Below are 17250 nucleotides of genomic sequence, written 5' to 3'. Positions count from 1 at the left end.
AAGAACTAAGGAAACTGCCATGAAAAGACTCCCCCGCTTTGCGTTGGCCGCCGCGTTGTTTGCCGGCGCGCTCGCAGGCATCCCAAGCCTCGCTTTCGCGGGAAACCTGCCCGCCGCTATTGACGGCTCCGTGGCCGTCATGCACACCAACGATATCCACGGCAGCTACAAGTACAGCTACAACGCAAGCAAGGGCACCGGCACTGTGGGCTTTGACGGACTGGCGGTTCTCTATAGCGCCCAAAGCAGCGCCCCCGATCTTTTACTCGATGCGGGCGACACCTTCCACGGACAGTCCTTCGCCACCATGAGCGAGGGCAAGAGCATCGCCGAGCTCATGGACACCTTCTACGCCGACGGCTACGACGCAACCACGCCAGGCAACCACGACTGGAGCTACGGCGCGGACAAACTCCGCACCATGACCGGCTACAGCACCACCGGCACGCCCTTCGCCATGCTCTGCGCGAATGCAACGTCCTCGAACGGCGCATGGAGCTCGAGCATCACGAAGACGCTCGATCGCACCTGGGAGGATAGCGAGGATCACTCCACATTCGACTACAAAATCAAGGTCGGCGTCGTCGGAGCCATGGATGAGTCGCTAGGTTCCTCGCTGCGCGCGGACCTGGTCGCGGGCACCAGCTTCTCGAGTGCCGCGAACGCCATCAATGCCGAGGCAGAGCAGCTGCGCAAGGAGGGCTGCGATGTTGTTGTGTGTATCGCGCACACGCTCGACGCAAAGACCTTTGCCACGCGGCTCCGTGGCGTCGATGCCCTTATCGCAGGCCACGAGCACATCAACCTTAACGAGAAGGTGACGGGAGCCGACGGCAAGACAATCCACGTTGTCGAGGCGGGCAGTGCCTTTGCCGAGGTGGGACTGCTTTCCATTCCGTACAAATACGACACGAATGGCACCGAGACGACCGACGATGACACGGTCACGGTCCCTGCAGACGACAGCGACGAGAAGCTCTACACCGCCAAGAACGTCAACGACCTTTTGGCAGACCCCAACAAGGGCTCCACCTATCAGAGCATCCTTGATGAGGTCCACAACAACAAAATCAAGCCACTCGACGATGCCTTTAGCGCCGCATCGAGCGAGGTGCTCGGCACGAGCTCTGCCAATTATTTCTACGGCGAGAACGCATCTGGCACGCACGTCTGGGAGATGGTGCGCACCACCGATTTCCGCCCCAGTAAGGAGGGCGACACCACCAAGGCCCAGACCATCGGCCATGTGATTTGCGGCTCCTATCTTGCCCTGACGAGCGCAGACCTCGCTATCGAGAACGCTGGCGGCATCCGCGGCGGTATCGCGGCGGGCAACGTGACCGCCGGCAACGTCATCGCTATCTCGCCCTACGGCAACACCGTGGAGACCTGGACCATGACCGGCGCGGACTTCCTCGCAGCGCTCGAGCACTCGCTACAAATTAGCGACGATTGCAACGACAGCTACGAGCTTCAGCAGGCTTATGTGGCGGCCGGTCACACCGAGCAGGAGGCGCAAGACAAGTACAAGTGGCGCGATGACTCTGGCAGCGTTCTCTCCTTTGGCGGCATCAACGTGACGATTGATTGGACGCAGCCCGAAGGCAAGCGCATTGTGAGTGCCACACTCACCAAAGACGGCAGCACGCTCGACCCCGCCAAGACCTATACCGTCGCCACCAACAACTACATCATTACCAACACGACCGACTTTCCCACCTTTGCACACGCCACCAAGTACACCGAGTGGAGCACGTGCGAGGCGGCGCTGAGGGCGCTGATTGGGCAGAACGGCTGGGAGAGCAAGATGGCCGGGCTCGCCGGCACCATCGGCTTCGGCTCCGCAGCCGTGGACCCCACGCCCACACCGGCCCCGACGCCTAAGCCCTCGCCTAAGACGGACACGACGACCACGAAGGTCATCACCAAGAAGACGACCGGTAAGCTCGCCGCAACGGGAGACCACACGCTGGCAGTAGTTGGCGCGTGCCTTGTCGGCGGCATCATCGTCATCATCCTCGGCATTATCTGGAAGCGTCGACGCTAAGCTACACCGCCGGGCCTTGCAGCCCCGCCGCGTAAACCTTATATCGAGCACAGAAGCCCGTCCGAATTTGATCGGACGGGCTTCTTGGTGGGTATCATGGTTGGACGATCATAAGGAGGTTTTCCCTACATGGAATTGTTTGAGCCGATTCTTCATTTCTTTGAGCAACGGTGGGTCCACAACATCATCTGGGCCGTCATCTTGGCGATAGGCACCGCCGTCGCCGCCAAGGTCGTATCCAAGACCCTGAATCATCTGCTTAACCGAGACGATAACCCGCTTCCGGCATCGAGTATCTTCATCAACATCGCGCGCGCCGTCATCTGGATGATTGGCGGCAGCTTTATCCTCGACAACTGCTTTGGCATTAACGCAAACGCGCTCGTCGCCGCTCTTGGCGTCGGCGGCATCGCCATCTCGCTCGGCTTTCAGGACACGCTATCAAACCTTATCGGCGGCATGCAGGTGACCTTTATGGGCATCATCAAACCCGGCGACAATATCGAGGTCGGCGGCGTATCCGGCGTTGTCCAAGACATCACTTGGCGCCATACAACGATTGAGGATGCCTGTGGACAGACCATCATTGTGCCCAATTCCAACATCTCCAAGAACACGCTCGTGCATTTGATGCCCTTTGGGCGCGTGGCCGTGCCCGTTGCCGTAAAGGACACGTCTAAGTGGGCTTCCCTTGACGTGCTGGCAGACGAGCTGACCAGCGCAACCAAGGCCGCCGTGCTTCCCATCTCGGGCTTTGACAAGGAGCCCTACGTACTCTTTAGCGAAATCGGCGACTTTGGCATCAAAGGAAAGATCATCTTTATCGTCAGCGACGACAGCACTACTTTCACGGCAGCCGACGCCTGCATCCGCGCCATCGCCCCCATCATCGCCTAAACCACCGCAAAGGGGACAGGCATCTTTGTAGTGGTTTTCATTCGTGGTACCATGGTTCATATCGTTGTTTAAACGACTAAGGGAGTAGACACCATGGAAGAGGCCTATCGTCAAGCACGCAAGCGCGGCGAGCAGGGACGCCGTCGCGCCATTAGCCAAAGCGAGCATCCATACCTTACGGACCTCGATAGCTTGGTTGCTCAGCTCCCCTTAGGTCAGCGAGTGAGCGTCGGCCTGCGGGATATTCCGCTCGAAATGGTCGTCGGCACGGTCACCAAAGGCCGTCAGTCCGCCTTTTCATGCAACTTTATGCCCCTGCTGCCGTTTAACACCGAGTTCGCCCGCAAGTGGTCCAACCTCTACGACATCCAGGTAACCGAGGGCTATCGCGACCCCATCATCGTCACCGAGTTCATGCATCGGTTCTATGTCCAGGAAGGCAACAAACGCGTCAGTGTCCTCAAATTCCTGGACGCTCCAACGGTTTCGGTCAGGGTCACCCGTCTCTACCCCGGCACATGGGATTCCGTCGAAAGCCGCCTGTACGGTGAATTCTGCGCGTTTTGGCGCGTCTGCCCCCTATACGAGATCGAGTTCTCGCGTGAGGGAAGCTACGAGACGCTCGCCAAGATGCTCGGTCAGAACCTTATCGAAAAATGGCCGCAGAAAAAGGTCGACTACCTGCGCCACACCTTCCTGCTCTTTAAGCGCGCCTACCTTCGCGCAGGCGGCGACCACCTGGACATTACGCCCGCCGACGCCATGCTCGTCTACCTCAATGTGTACAACCAGGACCGCCTACTGGATACGCCGACGGATATCGTCGTAAACCGCCTGTGCAAGATTTGGCGCGAGCTGGTCATTGCCGGCAAAAATGACGAGGACAAGGTCGATCTTGTCGAAGCGCCGAGCGTCGATGAGGAGGAGTCGCCCGCCAAGTCCACCTCCGGCGTGCTCAACTTCTTTATGGGCAAGACTGTCTATTCGGCGGCCAACCCCCTGCGTATCGCCTTTATCCATGAGTTCCCCTGTGCGGCGTCGAGCTGGGACAGTCTGCACGACCAAGGACGTCAGTATCTCGATGAGCACTTTGACGGTATCGTGCGCACCGAGGCGTTCGAGGACTGTCACGATCCGGACGTGTTCTACGCCGCCGTGGAAACGGCTGTCAAACATAGAGACAGCGTCATCTTCTCGACCTCGCACCGCCTGATGGAATACACGCTCAGAGCTGCCGTTGAGTATCCCCAGGTTCGGTTCCTTAACTGCTCTATCGGCCTTCCCCACCAAAGCGTTCGTTCGTACTTTGGCAAGATGTACGAGGCCAAGTTCCTCCTGGGCGCCCTTGCCGCCAGCATGGCGGACAACCATCGCATCGGCTACCACGCGTCGGTCTTCGCATCCGGCGCGCTCAGCGAGATCAATGCCTTTGCCATCGGCGCCTCGCTGCTCGACCCCCGCGCGCAAATTATCCTCACCTGGGGCGATGTGCCCGCCGGCGGTCTTGCCGAGGCCATGTGCCGCGAAGGCGTGAGCGTCATGACCGGCGCTGACATGTCAAAGTCGCTCGAAGACCCCACGGCCTACGGACTCCACCGCCTGGTCGATGGCAAGGTTTCCGGCATCGCCATGCCGGTATGGAACTGGGGCCGTTACTACGAGCTCATCGTTCGCAGCCTTCTGCACGGCACGTGGGACGAGACCAGCGATGACAACCAAGCGCGCGCCGTCAACTACTGGTACGGCATGAGCTCCGGCGTTATCGACATCCGTTACGCTCCGGGCCTACCCTACCAGACGCGCAAACTCGTGCAGTTGCTCCGCAACGGCATTGTCGAGGGATCCATCAACCCCTTTGGCGGCGAGCTCCACAGCCAGAACGGCGTGGTACAGATCGAAGGCTTCCCTCCGCTGCCGAGCACGCAGATTGTCGAGATGAATTGGCTGGCGGATAACGTGGTAGGCACCATTCCGCAGCTCGACGATGAGCCGAAAGTCCCTGCCCTATGAAAATCCTTGCCATAGCCGATACCGAAGAACGATGCCTTTGGGAGTGCTTTCGCAAGGAACGCTTTGAAGGAGTCGACCTGATTTTGTCCGCCGGCGATCTGGACCCGGACTATCTTGAGTTTTTGGTTACGGTCATCAACAAACCGCTCATCTACGTGCGTGGCAATCACGATGACCGCTACGCACGTCATGCACCGGGCGGATGTATCTGCGTAGAAGACAGCGTGTACACGTACCGAGGGATTCGCATTGCGGGCCTTGGCGGGTCCATGCGTTATCGCGACGGCGCCAACATGTACACCGAACGCGAGATGTCCAAGCGCATGCGTAAGCTGTCGCGTAAGGTTAGGATGGTCGGCGGGTGCGACATTCTGCTTACCCATGCACCCGCCGCCGGTATGGGTGATCTGGACGATCTGCCGCATCGAGGGTTTGAGTGCTTTAACACGGCGCTTGAGTCCTGGGGGGCCGACTACATGGTGCATGGGCATGTACACCAAAGCTACGGTTACGATTTTCAGCGCAAGCGGCAGCATGAGTGTGGAACGACGATCATCAACGCCTGTGGCTATACGCAGTTTGAGCTCGACCAGACGCGCTACCCCATCCGTGGCTGGCAGGCAGCCTGGCTCAATTCGCAAACCATGCGCCGCGAGCTCAAACGCCACGATGCCATCGAGTCCTCAACAGCCAGAACACCCTGGTAACCACCACAAAGGGGAGACCGTCCCCTTTGTGGTGGTTTTGACGCGATAGCAAGAAACCCGGTCCTGCACAAGGCAGAACCGGGTTTCTTTAGCAATGCTTGCTTTGCTCAGGCAGTAACTAGCAGTTACTCAGCCAGGAAGTCACGCTGGACAGCGGGATCGACCTTGACGCCAGGGCCCATGGTGGAAGACACGGAGATGGACTTGACGTACTTGCCCTTAGCAGAAGAGGGCTTGACGCGCAGGATCTCGGTGTACAGGGCAGCGTAGTTCTCGACGAGCTGCTGCTCAGAGAAGGACTTCTTGCCCAGGGGCACGTGGCAGATGCCGTAGCGGTCGGCGCGGTACTCAACGCGGCCAGCCTTGAGCTCGGAGACCATCTTGGCGACGTCCATGGTCACGGTGCCGAGCTTGGGGTTCGGCATGAGGCCACGGGGACCAAGGATCTTACCGATGCGGCCAACCTTGGCCATCATGTTCGGCGTAGCGATAGCGGCGTCGAAGTTGATCTCGCCCTTCTGGATCTGGGCGACGAGCTCGTCGGAACCGATGATGTCGGCGCCGGCAGCCTCGGCCTCGCGGGCCTTCTCACCCTCGGCGAAGACGGCAACACGAACGGTCTTGCCGGTGCCGTGAGGCAGGGAGATGGAACCACGGATGTTCTGGTCAGCCTTACGAGTATCGATGCCCAGACGGAAGTGGGCCTCGACGGTCTCGTCGAACTTGGCGGTGTCGAGCTCCTTGATGAGCTTGGCAGCCTGAAGGGGGGTGTAGAGCGTGGCGCGGTCGATCTTCTCGGCAGCGGCGTTATAGCTCTTACCATGCTTAGCCATGTGCATTACCTCCTGTGGTTAAACGGGCGTGAGCCCTCCCACATCGTATCGTGTGCCCTATTGCACACATTTAACGGGCGCCCCGGTCGGAGCACCCGCCGTTACCATAAGAAATCGCTACTCAGCGATGGTGACGCCCATGGAACGGGCGGTACCGGCGATGATCTTCTTGGCGGCGTCAATGTCGTTGGCATTGAGGTCCGGCATCTTGATCTCGGCGATCTTGGTGAGCTGCTCCTGGGAGAGCTGACCAACCTTGTCAGCCTGGGGCTTAGCGGAACCAGACTTGAGGTTCAGCTCCTTCTTGATAAGGTGAGCCGCCGGCGGGGTCTTGGTGATGAAGGAGAAGGACTTGTCCTCGTAGACAGAGATCTCAACGGGGATGATGTCACCCTTCTTGTCCTGCGTCTCGGCGTTAAAGGCCTGGCAGAACTGCATGATGTTCACGCCAGCAGCGCCCAGGGCGGGGCCGACGGGAGGAGCGGGGTTTGCTGCACCAGCAGGAATCTGGAGCTTAATGACGTTGGCAACCTTCTTCTCAGCCATGGTCATTCCTTTCGAATCACGAGTGTGAAGTACTTGCTATATCGTAAGCACGCACGTGTTAGAAGCACTCCTGAGATGAGCAGTCACAGAAGAAGCACGCTCGCGCGAACGGACGAAAACTTAAGCGATGACAGCGACCTGGTTAAAGTCGAGCTCGACCGGCGTCTCGCGGCCAAAGATCATCAGCGTGACCTTGAGCTTGCCAGCCTCGGTGTTAACCTCGGAGACCTTGCCATCAAAGTCGGTAAGCGGGCCATCGGTGACGCGGACGGACGTACCGACCTCAATATCAACCGAGGTGCGCTTGGGCGAATCGCCCTTACCGGGACGACGAGTCATCTTGTTGTACTCGTCGCGGGAAAGCGGAGCGGGCTTGCCGTTGCCGCCTAGGAAACCGGTGACGCCAGGCGTGTTACGAACACACGTCCAAGCATCGTCATCCATCTCCATGCGGACCAGGACATAACCCGGGAAGATCTTGGAATCCTTGGTCTCACGCTTGCCACCCTCTTTAATCTCGGTGACGCGCTCCATAGGAATCTCGATATCAAAGATACGGTCCTGCATGCCCATAGTCTCGATGCGATGCTCGAGATCGGACTTAACGCGGTTCTCGTATCCAGAGTAAGTGTGAACGACGTACCAACGCTTAGACATGGTTTAGCCCCTCAATCCAGAGAACAGAGCAAGAGCCTCGCCAAAGCCAGCATCGAGCAGAGCGATGACGACGCCGACGACGATCAGAGAAGCGCAAACAACAACCGAGTAGTTCACGAGCTCCTTCTTATCGGGCCACGTGACACGCTTCATCTCGGACTTGACCGAAGCGAAATACTTCTTGGTGCGGGCGAAGAAACCAGGCTTCTCGTTCTTCTTGGACTTCGCAGCCTTCTCGTTCTTCTTGGCAACGGCCTTCTTGGCCTCAACCTTGGAGTTGGCGGCAGCTTTGTTGGCAGGTGCCGGCTGCTGAGCCTTCTTCTTGTTCTTCTTGTTGGCCATTTGGGTTACCTCCGCGCAATGCGCTTATACATGAGTAAACCGTAAGCCCCCAAGTGGGAGCTTACGGAATAATGACTGGCACGCCAGGAAGGACTCGAACCCTCAACACTCGGTTTTGGAGACCGATGCTCTACCAATTGAACTACTGGCGTATGTGACTAGAGACTAGCGAGTCTCTTTGTGCAGCGTGTGGTGACGGCACCAGGGGCAATACTTCTTGATCTCCATACGATCAGGCATGGTCGACTTGTTCTTGGTGGTCGTATAGTTGCGGCGCTTGCACTCAGTGCACGCAAGAGTAACTAGAGTACGCATGTATCCTGAACCTTTCATTTCCGCCCCGTACGGGCACGAGTTGATACTTTATCAGCTCCACGTAAGTGCTGTCAATGAAAACCTCGAGTCAATTGGTTCTCGGTGGATCCATTCATATTTGGAACACATCAATGAAGCCATCGAGAGCTAATCGACGGTGCATCCAGGACCATTATCGATCCTCTCGACACCAGCAACGGCTCAATATCCATTGCAGAAAAGAACCCGGCACCCATATAAGTGCCGGGTTCTCTAAGTCAGCTATATCAAAGAGCTAATTTACTCAATGATCGTGGAGACGATGCCCGAACCGACGGTGTGGCCACCCTCGCGGATAGCGAAGCGCAGGCCCTCCTCCATGGCGATCGGGTGGATGAGGTCGCCCTCGATGGTGATGTGGTCACCAGGCATAGCCATCTCGGTGCCCTCGGGGAGCTTGACCGTACCGGTAACGTCGGTGGTACGGAAGTAGAACTGAGGACGATAACCATCGAAGAACGGGGTGTGACGGCCGCCCTCCTCCTTGGTCAGAACGTAGATCTCGCCGGTGAACTTGGTGTGCGGGGTAACCGAACCGGGCTTGCAGAGAACCTGGCCGCGCTCGATGTCCTCACGCTTGATGCCGCGGAGCAGCAGACCGACGTTGTCGCCAGCCTCGCAGAAGTCCATGGACTTACGGAACATCTCGATACCGGTAACGACGGTGTTCTGGGTATCCTTGATGCCGACGATCTCGACGGGCTCGTTGAGCTTGAGCTCACCGCGCTCGACACGGCCAGTAGCAACGGTACCACGGCCGGAGATGGTCATAACGTCCTCAACGGCCATCAGGAACGGGAGGTCGTTGTTACGAGCAGGCGTCGGGATGTACTCGTCGACGGCCTTCATGAGCTCGCGAATGGCGTCCATCCACTTGGCGTCGCCCTCGAGAGCGCCCAGAGCGGAGCCACGGATGACGGGGATGTCGTCGCCGGGGAAATCGTACTCGGAGAGGAGCTCACGGGTCTCCATCTCGACGAGGTCGATGAGCTCGTCATCGTCGACCATGTCGCACTTGTTCAGGAAGACGACGATGTAGGGAACGCCGACCTGACGGGCGAGCAGGATGTGCTCGCGGGTCTGAGCCATGGGGCCGTCGGTAGCAGCGATGACCAGGATAGCGCCGTCCATCTGAGCAGCGCCGGAGATCATGTTCTTGACGTAGTCAGCGTGGCCCGGGCAGTCAACGTGAGCGTAGTGACGGGCAGCGGTCTCGTACTCAACGTGGGAGACGGAAATCGTGATGCCGCGCTCGCGCTCCTCGGGAGCCTTGTCGATGTTCTCGAACGCAGTGAAGTCAGCCTTGCAGCCCTCGGTCTCGGAGAGAACCTTGGTGATGGCAGCGGTCAGCGTGGTCTTGCCGTGGTCGACGTGACCAATGGTGCCGATGTTAACATGCGGCTTAGTGCGCTCAAACTTCTCTTTGGCCATAAAGCCCTCCTCTAAACAGGTCGTCCCCGGACGGGACTTTGCCTTTATACCATAGTGGCCTCTCAACATACTATTGAGAAGCCACCGTGTTACCTATGGTAGCGGTGACTGGATTCGAACCAGTGACGCCACGGGTATGAACCGTGTGCTCTAACCAACTGAGCTACACCGCCGGATGGAGCCTGCAACCAGACTTGAACTGGTGACCTCTTCGTTACCAACGAAGTGCTCTACCGACTGAGCTATACAGGCACTTGACGGGTGGGAGCTATAGGATTCGAACCTATGTAGGCAGAGCCAACGGGTTTACAGCCCGTCCCCATTAACCACTCGGGCAAACTCCCAATCGTTCAAGTATCCGCAGGTCCTTTGGTCTTTTGGACCGCCGCCCCCGCGAACGAAAAAGATAATACGATGCAACCTTGGGGGCTGTCAACGAAAACCTCTAGATACACGGTGCCGGGCGTATCTATATAGCTGTGACCTGCGGTTTTGTTGAGTTTGGATATGAAGGACGGTGGTTTTGAATACTGAGGTGACGTTTCCCGAGGTAACACTTTGGTGTAGTGGAGTACACCTTCAGGATCGAACTTCGATAATGGCTTATTTGCACCTATATATAGGTCGAGATCGGGGCTTCCCAGACAGAATCGAGCGTGGATAATCTCCCACTTTTGGCGTGGCTTCGAGTCCAAAGTGGGAGATTATCCACCCTCGTATGTCCGGAAATCCTCACTCGACCAGGATGACTGGGACCGGTCCGGCCTTTGTCTCGATCTGTAACAGTAAGAGGGTTATTCCTCCCCCATCTGTTACAGATCGAGATATTACGCAGAGACACCAGCTTACGTCTCATTCTGTAACAGTAAGAACGGTTTCAGCCTCTTCGTGTTACAGATCGAGATATTATCGGCCAACCCTTGGCATTGTCTCAATCTGTAACTATAAGGAGGGTTTTCAGCCCACCCGTGTTACAGATCGAGACAAACCTGAAGCTTGGTGGGAGTCAAACCCGCTTACATGTCGACATAAATAGAAACGGGCCCTGTCCCAATTGGAGACAGAGCCCGAAACTCTCATGGAGCCAGTGACAGGAATCGAACCTGCAACCCACTGATTACATCGCTTTCCATTCTGGTTAATAGCGTCCATCTGCGACTATAGCGACCGTAACCTCGCCTTTTACTTTCGTTTTCCGCTTATAGTCTCACTTGAGACGTCTCCGAAACAGTCAAATTGCACACTCATTGCACACGCGATTGCACACGGAGGGACAATGGAAGAGAAATACACCACCTCGTCTATTTATAAGTTTAAGGACGATCGCTGGCGCGCACAGTTCCCCTATTTGGAGAACGGCATCTGGCATAAGAAGACTCAGCTCTTGGAACATCGAGGGCGCGATAAAGGCAGAAGCCATAAGCATCGCGATGCCGCCATGCTCGAGGCCGAATCCATCCGCGCATCTCTCAATGAGAAGGCCACCGCAGAAGCAGCTAAACCCAAGGGGCTTGGTATCACCGTTTCAAAGCTCGTGACATGCTATATCGATATCGAGTGCGCGGACGTCGCGCGCTCCACGGCGACCGGATACCACGGCATGCTCCGCCGGAATATCGAACCGTATCTCGGTGATGTCCCATTGGAAGACCTTACGGAAGAGGATGTTCAGGAATGGATAACGGCGATCGCCACAACCCACGCACGGTCCACCGCCTGCAATTCCCTACGGTTGTTACGAGGCTCGCTCAAATATGGAATGCGAAAGAAATGGATTGACGAAAACGTGGCCTCTTGGGCAAAAGTCCCCAAAAATGAAGACGCGAACTACGGTCTACCGAATTCGCTTACAACCAAAGAGCGAACCAGGGTCTTGAACACTCTGAACGCCTCCATAGATATCCCAGCGATGCTTGCAGCCAAGATAGCGCTCTACACGGGATTGCGGCGCGGCGAGCTTTGCGCCCTGAAATGGAAAAACGTGGACTTTAAATCCGCAACGATCCGAGTCGAGGCCGCGATTGGGCACACAGATAACGAATTCTATATCAAGGGCCCCAAGAGCATTAGCAGCCGGCGCGCTATCCCCAACTGCCCGAAAGACCTTATGAAAGACCTTGCGAAGCGCGAGGCCGACATGAAGTCCGAATGCGCGAATCTGGGCGTTGAGTTCAGCGACGAACTGTTTGTCCTCGGCTTTCCGGACGGCTCCTTCTTGAAACCGCCCAGGATCAACGACGCTTGGCGGGCCCTGGCAAAGGCCTTGAAGCTCCATGGTGTCTTGAACAAGAACACCGTCACCTTCCACGACCTCAGGCACAGTTTTGCAACGTACGCCGTTTCCAACGGAATCGACCCGAGGACTCTCGCAAGCCTCATGGGGCACTCGAAGGCGTCGATGACACTCGACAGATACGCCAGCGCCGACCCAGTAGCCACCGCATCGGCTATGAGAACTCTTGGACGCTTATATAAAGAGTGATTTGCTTCGTCGCAAGCAAAGAAGTCAACAGTGGCTCGGAGGCCCGGCTTTAACCGGGCCTTTTCTTGTTGCCTCGACCCTTCAACGTCTTTTTTGTCCATAGCGTCCGCCCTGCCCGTACTTTGACGAATGCCGGCAGCGGCGTGTCAGACTGCGAAATAAGAGAAATCGGCAAATTCCAGAAAGGAGACCGAAATGAAATTCAAAGAAAAGCGTATCGGAGTCGACGACTTCCGCAGTATGCCGGATATCGTCGATCCGCTGCCGGTCGCGTACCTGCTCGGCATCAGCGATCGCTCTGTCTACCGCCTCTGCCAGAACGGGACGTTCAAAGCCGTGAAGTGCGGCAAGTTATGGCGAATCAACCGCGACAGCGTGCTCAGCTATATCGGAGTCACTATCGACCGAACTGAATGCCCGTCAACCAACATCAATTAAAAACGACCATTACATGGGGTCCGAGAGGCCCCTCTTTGTTATAAGGAGGCCCTATGGTCGGAACTAAAACAGTCAGCGTGAAGCTCGATTCAAGGCTCTATACCGCCCTCAAGACGCGGGCCGAGCTCGACAAGTCCAACGTCAGCGATGTGATCCGGTCGCTCCTGTGCTCGGCGCTCGCCGCGGAGGAGCTCGACCTCTACGGCAACGAGGTCGCGGGCTTCATACGCGGCGTCGTCGACGCGCGGATGGACGTCGCCACACTCGACATCGAGCGCAAGCTCGACGCCGCCGAGGACCGCATCGCCGCGGTCCTCTCGCGGCCCATGACCGCCGCCATCATGGCCGGCCTCATGTCGGCCGACGTCCTCAAGGCCTCCTACGCCTCGCTCGACGACGTCCCCGTCGCGGACATCTGGAAGAACTACCTCGCGCAGGCCGGCGAGCTCAGCCGCGCAGGCCTCGGCCGCATCGACGAGGTGAAGCTCCACGCGCGCGAGCGCGCCGATGGCTAGCCCGCCCGTCATCGTCAACCACTCCGTCGTCCGCGCGGGGACGTCCGCGAGGGCGTCCGCCGCGGGCCTGGCGGCATACGCCGGCACACGCCGCGGAGTCGTCATCGAGGTCAGCGAGGCCGACGGCAGGAGGCTCGGCGTGGACGGCCTGGCCGCCTACGCCGCGAACAGGACCGGCTCGACCGGCGGCCTCTGGGGCGCGGACGGCCCGGTCCCCGTGGCGGAGGCCAGGCGCGCCATCGCCCAAAACGGCGGCGCGGTGCTCACCACCGTCGTCACGGTCCCGAACGAAATCGCCCCCGGCGCCGGCCTCGACCGCCTGGACGCGTGGCAGGCCCTGGTACGCTCCGAGTGGCCGCGGCTCTTCTCCGAGATGACCGGTGTGCCCGAGAGCCGCGTGGAGTTCTACGCGGCGATGCACGTCAACGGCACGAGCCACCACGTCCACATCCTCACGGTCGACCGCGAGGGCGGCTGGGACTCCCTGTTGCCCAAGGGGAAGATGGAGGCGGCGCGGCTCGAGATCTCCTCGAAGGCAATGGCGCCGCTGCTGCGGGAGGCCTACATCGAGCGCGACCTCGCGAGGGAGGCCGCGCTGGACGCCGTCGCCCGCATCGACCGGAACCGTTTCGATATCGAGCTGCCGCCGGACGGAAGGATCGAGGCCGCCCACCTCAGGCGTTTCCACCCGGAGGTCTCCGCCGCGCTGAGGGAGGCCCTCGACCGGGCGGCATCTGACTCCCCCGAGCTCGCCGGCGCGCTGGACCGCCACAGGAAGGCGGTCGAGAGGTGCGCCGACCTCAAGTGCCTGACCGGAGAGGCGCGGGACGTCTACACCCGCAAGGCGGCCGCCGGCCTCGGCCTCCGGTGCGAGAACGCGGCACTGCGAGTCATGGTCCCGGACAGAACGCCGATTCGCGAACAAATACCGGCGCGACGCGCCGCCCCGGCAGCCGGCCCGGCGACGGATAGGCGGAGGGAGGCCGGGTTCGCCACCGAAGCCCGAGCCTGCATCCCGAAGGCGCGCCTCGAAAGGCTCACGCGAAAGGTCGCGCACGGCAGGACCCTCGAGCCGGCAGACCTCAGGGGATGTCCCACGGCAGACCGGGCCTTCAGGCATGCGCCGTCGCCCGGTCCGGCCCTCGGGCGGGCAGCCGCGATGGCGGCACTGGTCGCCAGGGAGACCGCACGGGACGCCGGGGGGCGCGACATGGGGGACGAGGCCGGCGAGAAGGCGCTGCGGCTCATCGCCGCGGCCCTGAGGATCCTCGCCTCCGGCGGCACCAGGCAAACGAACGTCCCCGCAGTGAAGATAGCGAACAGGATAGAGAGGACGATCACGAGATGAAACCGAAATCCTTCAACCGCAACATGAAAAGGGAGCTCATCAGCACGCTCGCGGGCCACGGCATCGCCGCCGGCGTCGCCTGCGTCGCGACCGTCAGCGCCTGGGCCTACGCCAGATGGTGGACCGTATCCCTCATCTCGGGCCTCTCCGCCCTACTGCGGCTGCCCGCGGGCGACCCGGGCCCCGAGCCCGCCCACGTCTTCAGCAACCCCCTCGAAGCGGCCGCCGACGCGGCGGCGTCGGGCGAGATGGGAGAGATGCTCGCGGCCCTCGCCCTCGTCGCGGCAGCCGTCCTCATCCTCGGCCTCGTTTCTTGGGCCCGCTCATGGGCGAGTCTCCACGACGGGACGTTCGCCGGCGACCGCGCGCCCACACGCACGCACGGGGACGCCTGGCTCGAGTCGAGGCCGTCCAGGGTCGCGAGGCGCTGCCCTCCCTGGGACGGGAAGGCCGCCGCGGAGGGGCTCGTGGCGGCCGGCTGCATCGGTGGCGGGATCGCGATGGTCCCCGCCGTCCACTGCCTCATAAGGGCGGGCAGCGGCGCAGGCAAGACGAGGAGATCTCTTGCCGTCAGCGTGGCCGCGGCGATCGACCGCAACGCCCACGGGATCCCGACGTCCGTCATCGTCCACGACCCGAAGTCCGAGATCCGCGCATGGACCGAGCCGCTCGCCAGGAGGACCGGGATGGAGGTCGTCGCCATCCGGCTCGACGAGCCCGTCAAGTCGGCGAGGTTCAACCCCCTCGACCGCGCCATCGCGGCACTCGGGACCGAGAGCGTCGCCGGTGCCGTGGCCGAGCTCCGCGAGCTGTCGTCCGCCATCGTGCCCGACGCCTTCTCCTCTGGCCAGAGGTTCTTCACGGACGCCAGCCGCAACCTGCTGACCGGCCTCTGCCTGCTCGCGATTACGGACGGGCGGATCCCCGACGGCGCGCGGAACCTCTCGACCGTGCTCGCGCTCCTGGAGCCCCGCGACGGGAAGAGCGCGGTCAAGTCGCTGGAGGAGCTCGCCGCGGACCTGCCGGCGGGAAACCCGGCGCGCCAGTTCCTCCTCGTCGCCTCGTCGAACGGCGGCGGAGGCGAGGCCCTCGTCTCCACCGCGCGCAACTACCTCATGTCCTTCTGCGACGACGACGTCAGCCGCATGCTCTGGGACGGCGAGGTCGACCTCGCATCGGTCGGGCGCAAGCCGACCATCCTCTACATCGCCAGCGCGACGGACAGGGGCGACCGCGGCGCGCTCGTCTCGTGCATCTTCTCGCAGGCGCTGTCGGCGCTGCGCGAGACCGCGCGCCTGTCCGGCGGCAGGCTGCCGGCGGAGACCCTGCTCGCCATCGACGAGGGGTCCGGGATCCCCAAGATCCCCCGCCTCCTCGGCGATCTCGCGGAGGTCCGCAGCATCGGGCTGCACGTCGTCTTCGTGCTCCAGAACACCCATCTGCTCGAGGCGCGGTGCGGCTACTCCAGGGCAGAGTCGGACGCGCTGCTGGCGCTGCTCGGCACCCAGGTCGTCCTCTCGGTAGAGTCCGTCGGCGAGGCGGAGGAGATCAGCAAGCGACTCGGCGACTACAGTGTCAAGACGACCGGGCAGAGCTCAACCAAGGGGACGCAGAGCTCCTCGTCCGGCAAGTCGTTCTCCGTGGCGCGCCGTCCGTTGATCACCCCGTCGGAGCTCATGGCCTGGAGCGCGCGCGAGAACGGCGCGCTCGTGATCGACGCGGAGGGACCGATGGCGCTCGCCAGCCGCGACATCACCGAGACGTTCTTGGGGCCGCTGCTGGGCATGACGTCGCCGGAGGCCGAGGGCGCGCTGCTCGCGCGGGCGCTCGAGGGGGAGGTCCGCAATGACGCCCCGGCACCGGTCTGGCGTATCCCGGAGAAACCGAAAAAGCCCAAGGGGTCGCCGTCCGGCGGCAGGAAGCGCAAGGTGTCCGCGGCGCCCGACGGGTTCTGACGCGTCATACGGCCCTGCCCGCGCAAACGGCCCTCCGTCATACGGCGCTCGGGGCGCGTATGACGGAGGGCCGCCGTCGCCTTTCCGGCTTGACCGGCAATGCTGCCAGCGGAAACGAACTCGGCCCGCCGAGTTGCACCGCAAAATCCCGGGCGCCCGTAGTGCGCCCTTATCCTGCTCCCACCGTCCAAGGCACTTGGGCGGCGGGAGTTCCGCATCCCCGGGAAAAGAAAAGCGCGGCCCATCCGGACCGCGCTTGCGCTCTCCTCCTATTTCACCCCGCGACGTAGACCGTCCGGCCCGTCTCACAGTCGATGGTCTCGGCATCCCCGAAACCGACCCGGACGGCCGCCCATCCGCCGGCGGTTGCCAACGCATCAGCCTCGGACCTCGCGGCGGCGATGAGGCGCTCGAGCTCGGCCGAGCCCGCCGGCGCGGTCCCCGCCTCGAACGCGCCGCCGTCGCCGCCTGACTCGTACTCGACGACGACCGTCGAGCCGAGCGCCTCCTCGAGGGTCTCGGTCAGGCCGCCCATGCCGTCGAGGGCGTGCCCGGCGACCGTGGCCAGCGGGTAGCGGGCCATCCCGGACGCAGCCGAGCGGCCGACCATCCGGAGTATGCCGGCGGCCACGAGTTGTTAGCGCTAATCTAAAATTAACCACTTTCGCAAACGCATCTCGCCGAATGC

The 17250-nt window shown here is 60.8% G+C and carries 16 protein-coding genes and 4 tRNA genes; 9 read left to right on the top strand and 11 right to left on the bottom strand.

What is annotated here, in order from left to right; all coding sequences use genetic code 11:
• Positions 1 to 19: 19 nt before the first annotated feature.
• From DWZ01_RS04945 to DWZ01_RS04930, 4 genes are all read left to right on the top strand, one after another.
• On the top strand, positions 20 to 2047 hold the full coding sequence (locus DWZ01_RS04945; protein WP_117848288.1) for a bifunctional UDP-sugar hydrolase/5'-nucleotidase: 2028 nt from the start codon (positions 20 to 22) through the stop codon (positions 2045 to 2047).
• Positions 2048 to 2176: 129 nt separating this feature from the next.
• Complete coding sequence (locus DWZ01_RS04940; RefSeq protein WP_117848287.1) at positions 2177 to 2944, top strand: mechanosensitive ion channel family protein; 768 nt, start codon at positions 2177 to 2179, stop codon at positions 2942 to 2944.
• A gap of 93 nt (positions 2945 to 3037) precedes the next feature.
• A complete protein-coding gene (locus DWZ01_RS04935) occupies positions 3038 to 4954 on the top strand; it encodes a BMP family ABC transporter substrate-binding protein (RefSeq protein WP_117848285.1) in 1917 nt (638 codons plus the stop codon).
• Complete coding sequence (locus DWZ01_RS04930; protein ID WP_117848283.1) at positions 4951 to 5661, top strand: metallophosphoesterase; 711 nt, start codon at positions 4951 to 4953, stop codon at positions 5659 to 5661. The genes DWZ01_RS04935 and DWZ01_RS04930 overlap by 4 nt, the downstream gene beginning before the upstream one ends.
• Positions 5662 to 5786: 125 nt before the next feature.
• Here DWZ01_RS04930 and rplA read toward each other — a convergent pair whose 3' ends face one another.
• The 10 genes from rplA to DWZ01_RS04880 form a co-directional block, all read right to left on the bottom strand.
• Positions 5787 to 6494, bottom strand: coding sequence for a 50S ribosomal protein L1 (rplA, locus tag DWZ01_RS04925; protein WP_022093892.1), 708 nt, complete (start codon positions 6492 to 6494; stop codon positions 5787 to 5789).
• Between the two features lie 117 nt (positions 6495 to 6611).
• Positions 6612 to 7040, bottom strand: coding sequence for a 50S ribosomal protein L11 (rplK, locus tag DWZ01_RS04920; RefSeq protein ID WP_022093893.1), 429 nt, complete (start codon positions 7038 to 7040; stop codon positions 6612 to 6614).
• A gap of 120 nt (positions 7041 to 7160) precedes the next feature.
• The gene (gene nusG, locus DWZ01_RS04915; protein ID WP_099432095.1) at positions 7161 to 7697 is read right to left on the bottom strand and encodes a transcription termination/antitermination protein NusG; all 537 of its coding nucleotides are present in this window, start codon (positions 7695 to 7697) and stop codon (positions 7161 to 7163) included.
• A 3-nt stretch (positions 7698 to 7700) separates the two neighbouring features.
• Positions 7701 to 8039 (bottom strand): preprotein translocase subunit SecE, encoded by a 339-nt coding sequence (gene secE, locus DWZ01_RS04910; RefSeq protein WP_035137537.1) that lies wholly within the window; start codon positions 8037 to 8039, stop codon positions 7701 to 7703.
• Positions 8040 to 8115: 76 nt separating this feature from the next.
• Positions 8116 to 8191, bottom strand: a tRNA-Trp gene (locus DWZ01_RS04905).
• 13 nt (positions 8192 to 8204) lie between these two features.
• A complete protein-coding gene (rpmG, locus tag DWZ01_RS04900) occupies positions 8205 to 8354 on the bottom strand; it encodes a 50S ribosomal protein L33 (protein WP_022093895.1) in 150 nt (49 codons plus the stop codon).
• A 279-nt stretch (positions 8355 to 8633) separates the two neighbouring features.
• Positions 8634 to 9824 carry an elongation factor Tu gene (tuf, locus tag DWZ01_RS04895; protein WP_035137538.1) on the bottom strand — a complete coding sequence of 397 codons (1191 nt, stop codon included), beginning with the start codon at positions 9822 to 9824 and terminating at the stop codon, positions 8634 to 8636.
• 96 nt (positions 9825 to 9920) lie between these two features.
• Positions 9921 to 9997, bottom strand: a tRNA-Met gene (locus tag DWZ01_RS04890).
• Positions 9998 to 10000: 3 nt separating this feature from the next.
• A tRNA-Thr gene (locus tag DWZ01_RS04885) sits at positions 10001 to 10076 on the bottom strand.
• Positions 10077 to 10086: 10 nt separating this feature from the next.
• Positions 10087 to 10168, bottom strand: a tRNA-Tyr gene (locus DWZ01_RS04880).
• Between the two features lie 932 nt (positions 10169 to 11100).
• On the opposite strand from DWZ01_RS04880, the gene DWZ01_RS04875 reads away from it, so the two are divergent.
• From DWZ01_RS04875 to DWZ01_RS04860, 5 genes are all read left to right on the top strand, one after another.
• A complete protein-coding gene (locus DWZ01_RS04875) occupies positions 11101 to 12306 on the top strand; it encodes a tyrosine-type recombinase/integrase (RefSeq protein WP_117848281.1) in 1206 nt (401 codons plus the stop codon).
• Positions 12307 to 12501: 195 nt separating this feature from the next.
• Positions 12502 to 12744 (top strand): helix-turn-helix domain-containing protein, encoded by a 243-nt coding sequence (locus tag DWZ01_RS04870; protein WP_022093903.1) that lies wholly within the window; start codon positions 12502 to 12504, stop codon positions 12742 to 12744.
• Between the two features lie 53 nt (positions 12745 to 12797).
• Entirely contained in the window at positions 12798 to 13259 is a 462-nt protein-coding gene (locus DWZ01_RS04865) for a hypothetical protein (protein ID WP_117848280.1), read from the top strand.
• Entirely contained in the window at positions 13252 to 14607 is a 1356-nt protein-coding gene (locus DWZ01_RS10715; RefSeq protein WP_158556998.1) for a relaxase MobL, read from the top strand. Before DWZ01_RS04865 ends, DWZ01_RS10715 begins: the two co-directional genes overlap by 8 nt.
• The gene (locus tag DWZ01_RS04860) at positions 14604 to 16562 is read left to right on the top strand and encodes a type IV secretory system conjugative DNA transfer family protein (protein WP_158556997.1); all 1959 of its coding nucleotides are present in this window, start codon (positions 14604 to 14606) and stop codon (positions 16560 to 16562) included. Before DWZ01_RS10715 ends, DWZ01_RS04860 begins: the two co-directional genes overlap by 4 nt.
• Before the next feature lie 274 nt (positions 16563 to 16836).
• Here DWZ01_RS04860 and DWZ01_RS04855 read toward each other — a convergent pair whose 3' ends face one another.
• A complete protein-coding gene (locus DWZ01_RS04855) occupies positions 16837 to 17145 on the bottom strand; it encodes a hypothetical protein (protein WP_147332626.1) in 309 nt (102 codons plus the stop codon).
• Positions 17146 to 17250 lie beyond the last annotated feature (105 nt).

Origin of the sequence: Collinsella sp. AF28-5AC, from assembly GCF_003457875.1 — a bacterium.
Lineage (GTDB): Bacteria > Actinomycetota > Coriobacteriia > Coriobacteriales > Coriobacteriaceae > Collinsella.
Note: the sequence above shows the minus strand (reverse complement) of the source record. Positions and strands in the feature narration are given on the sequence as shown.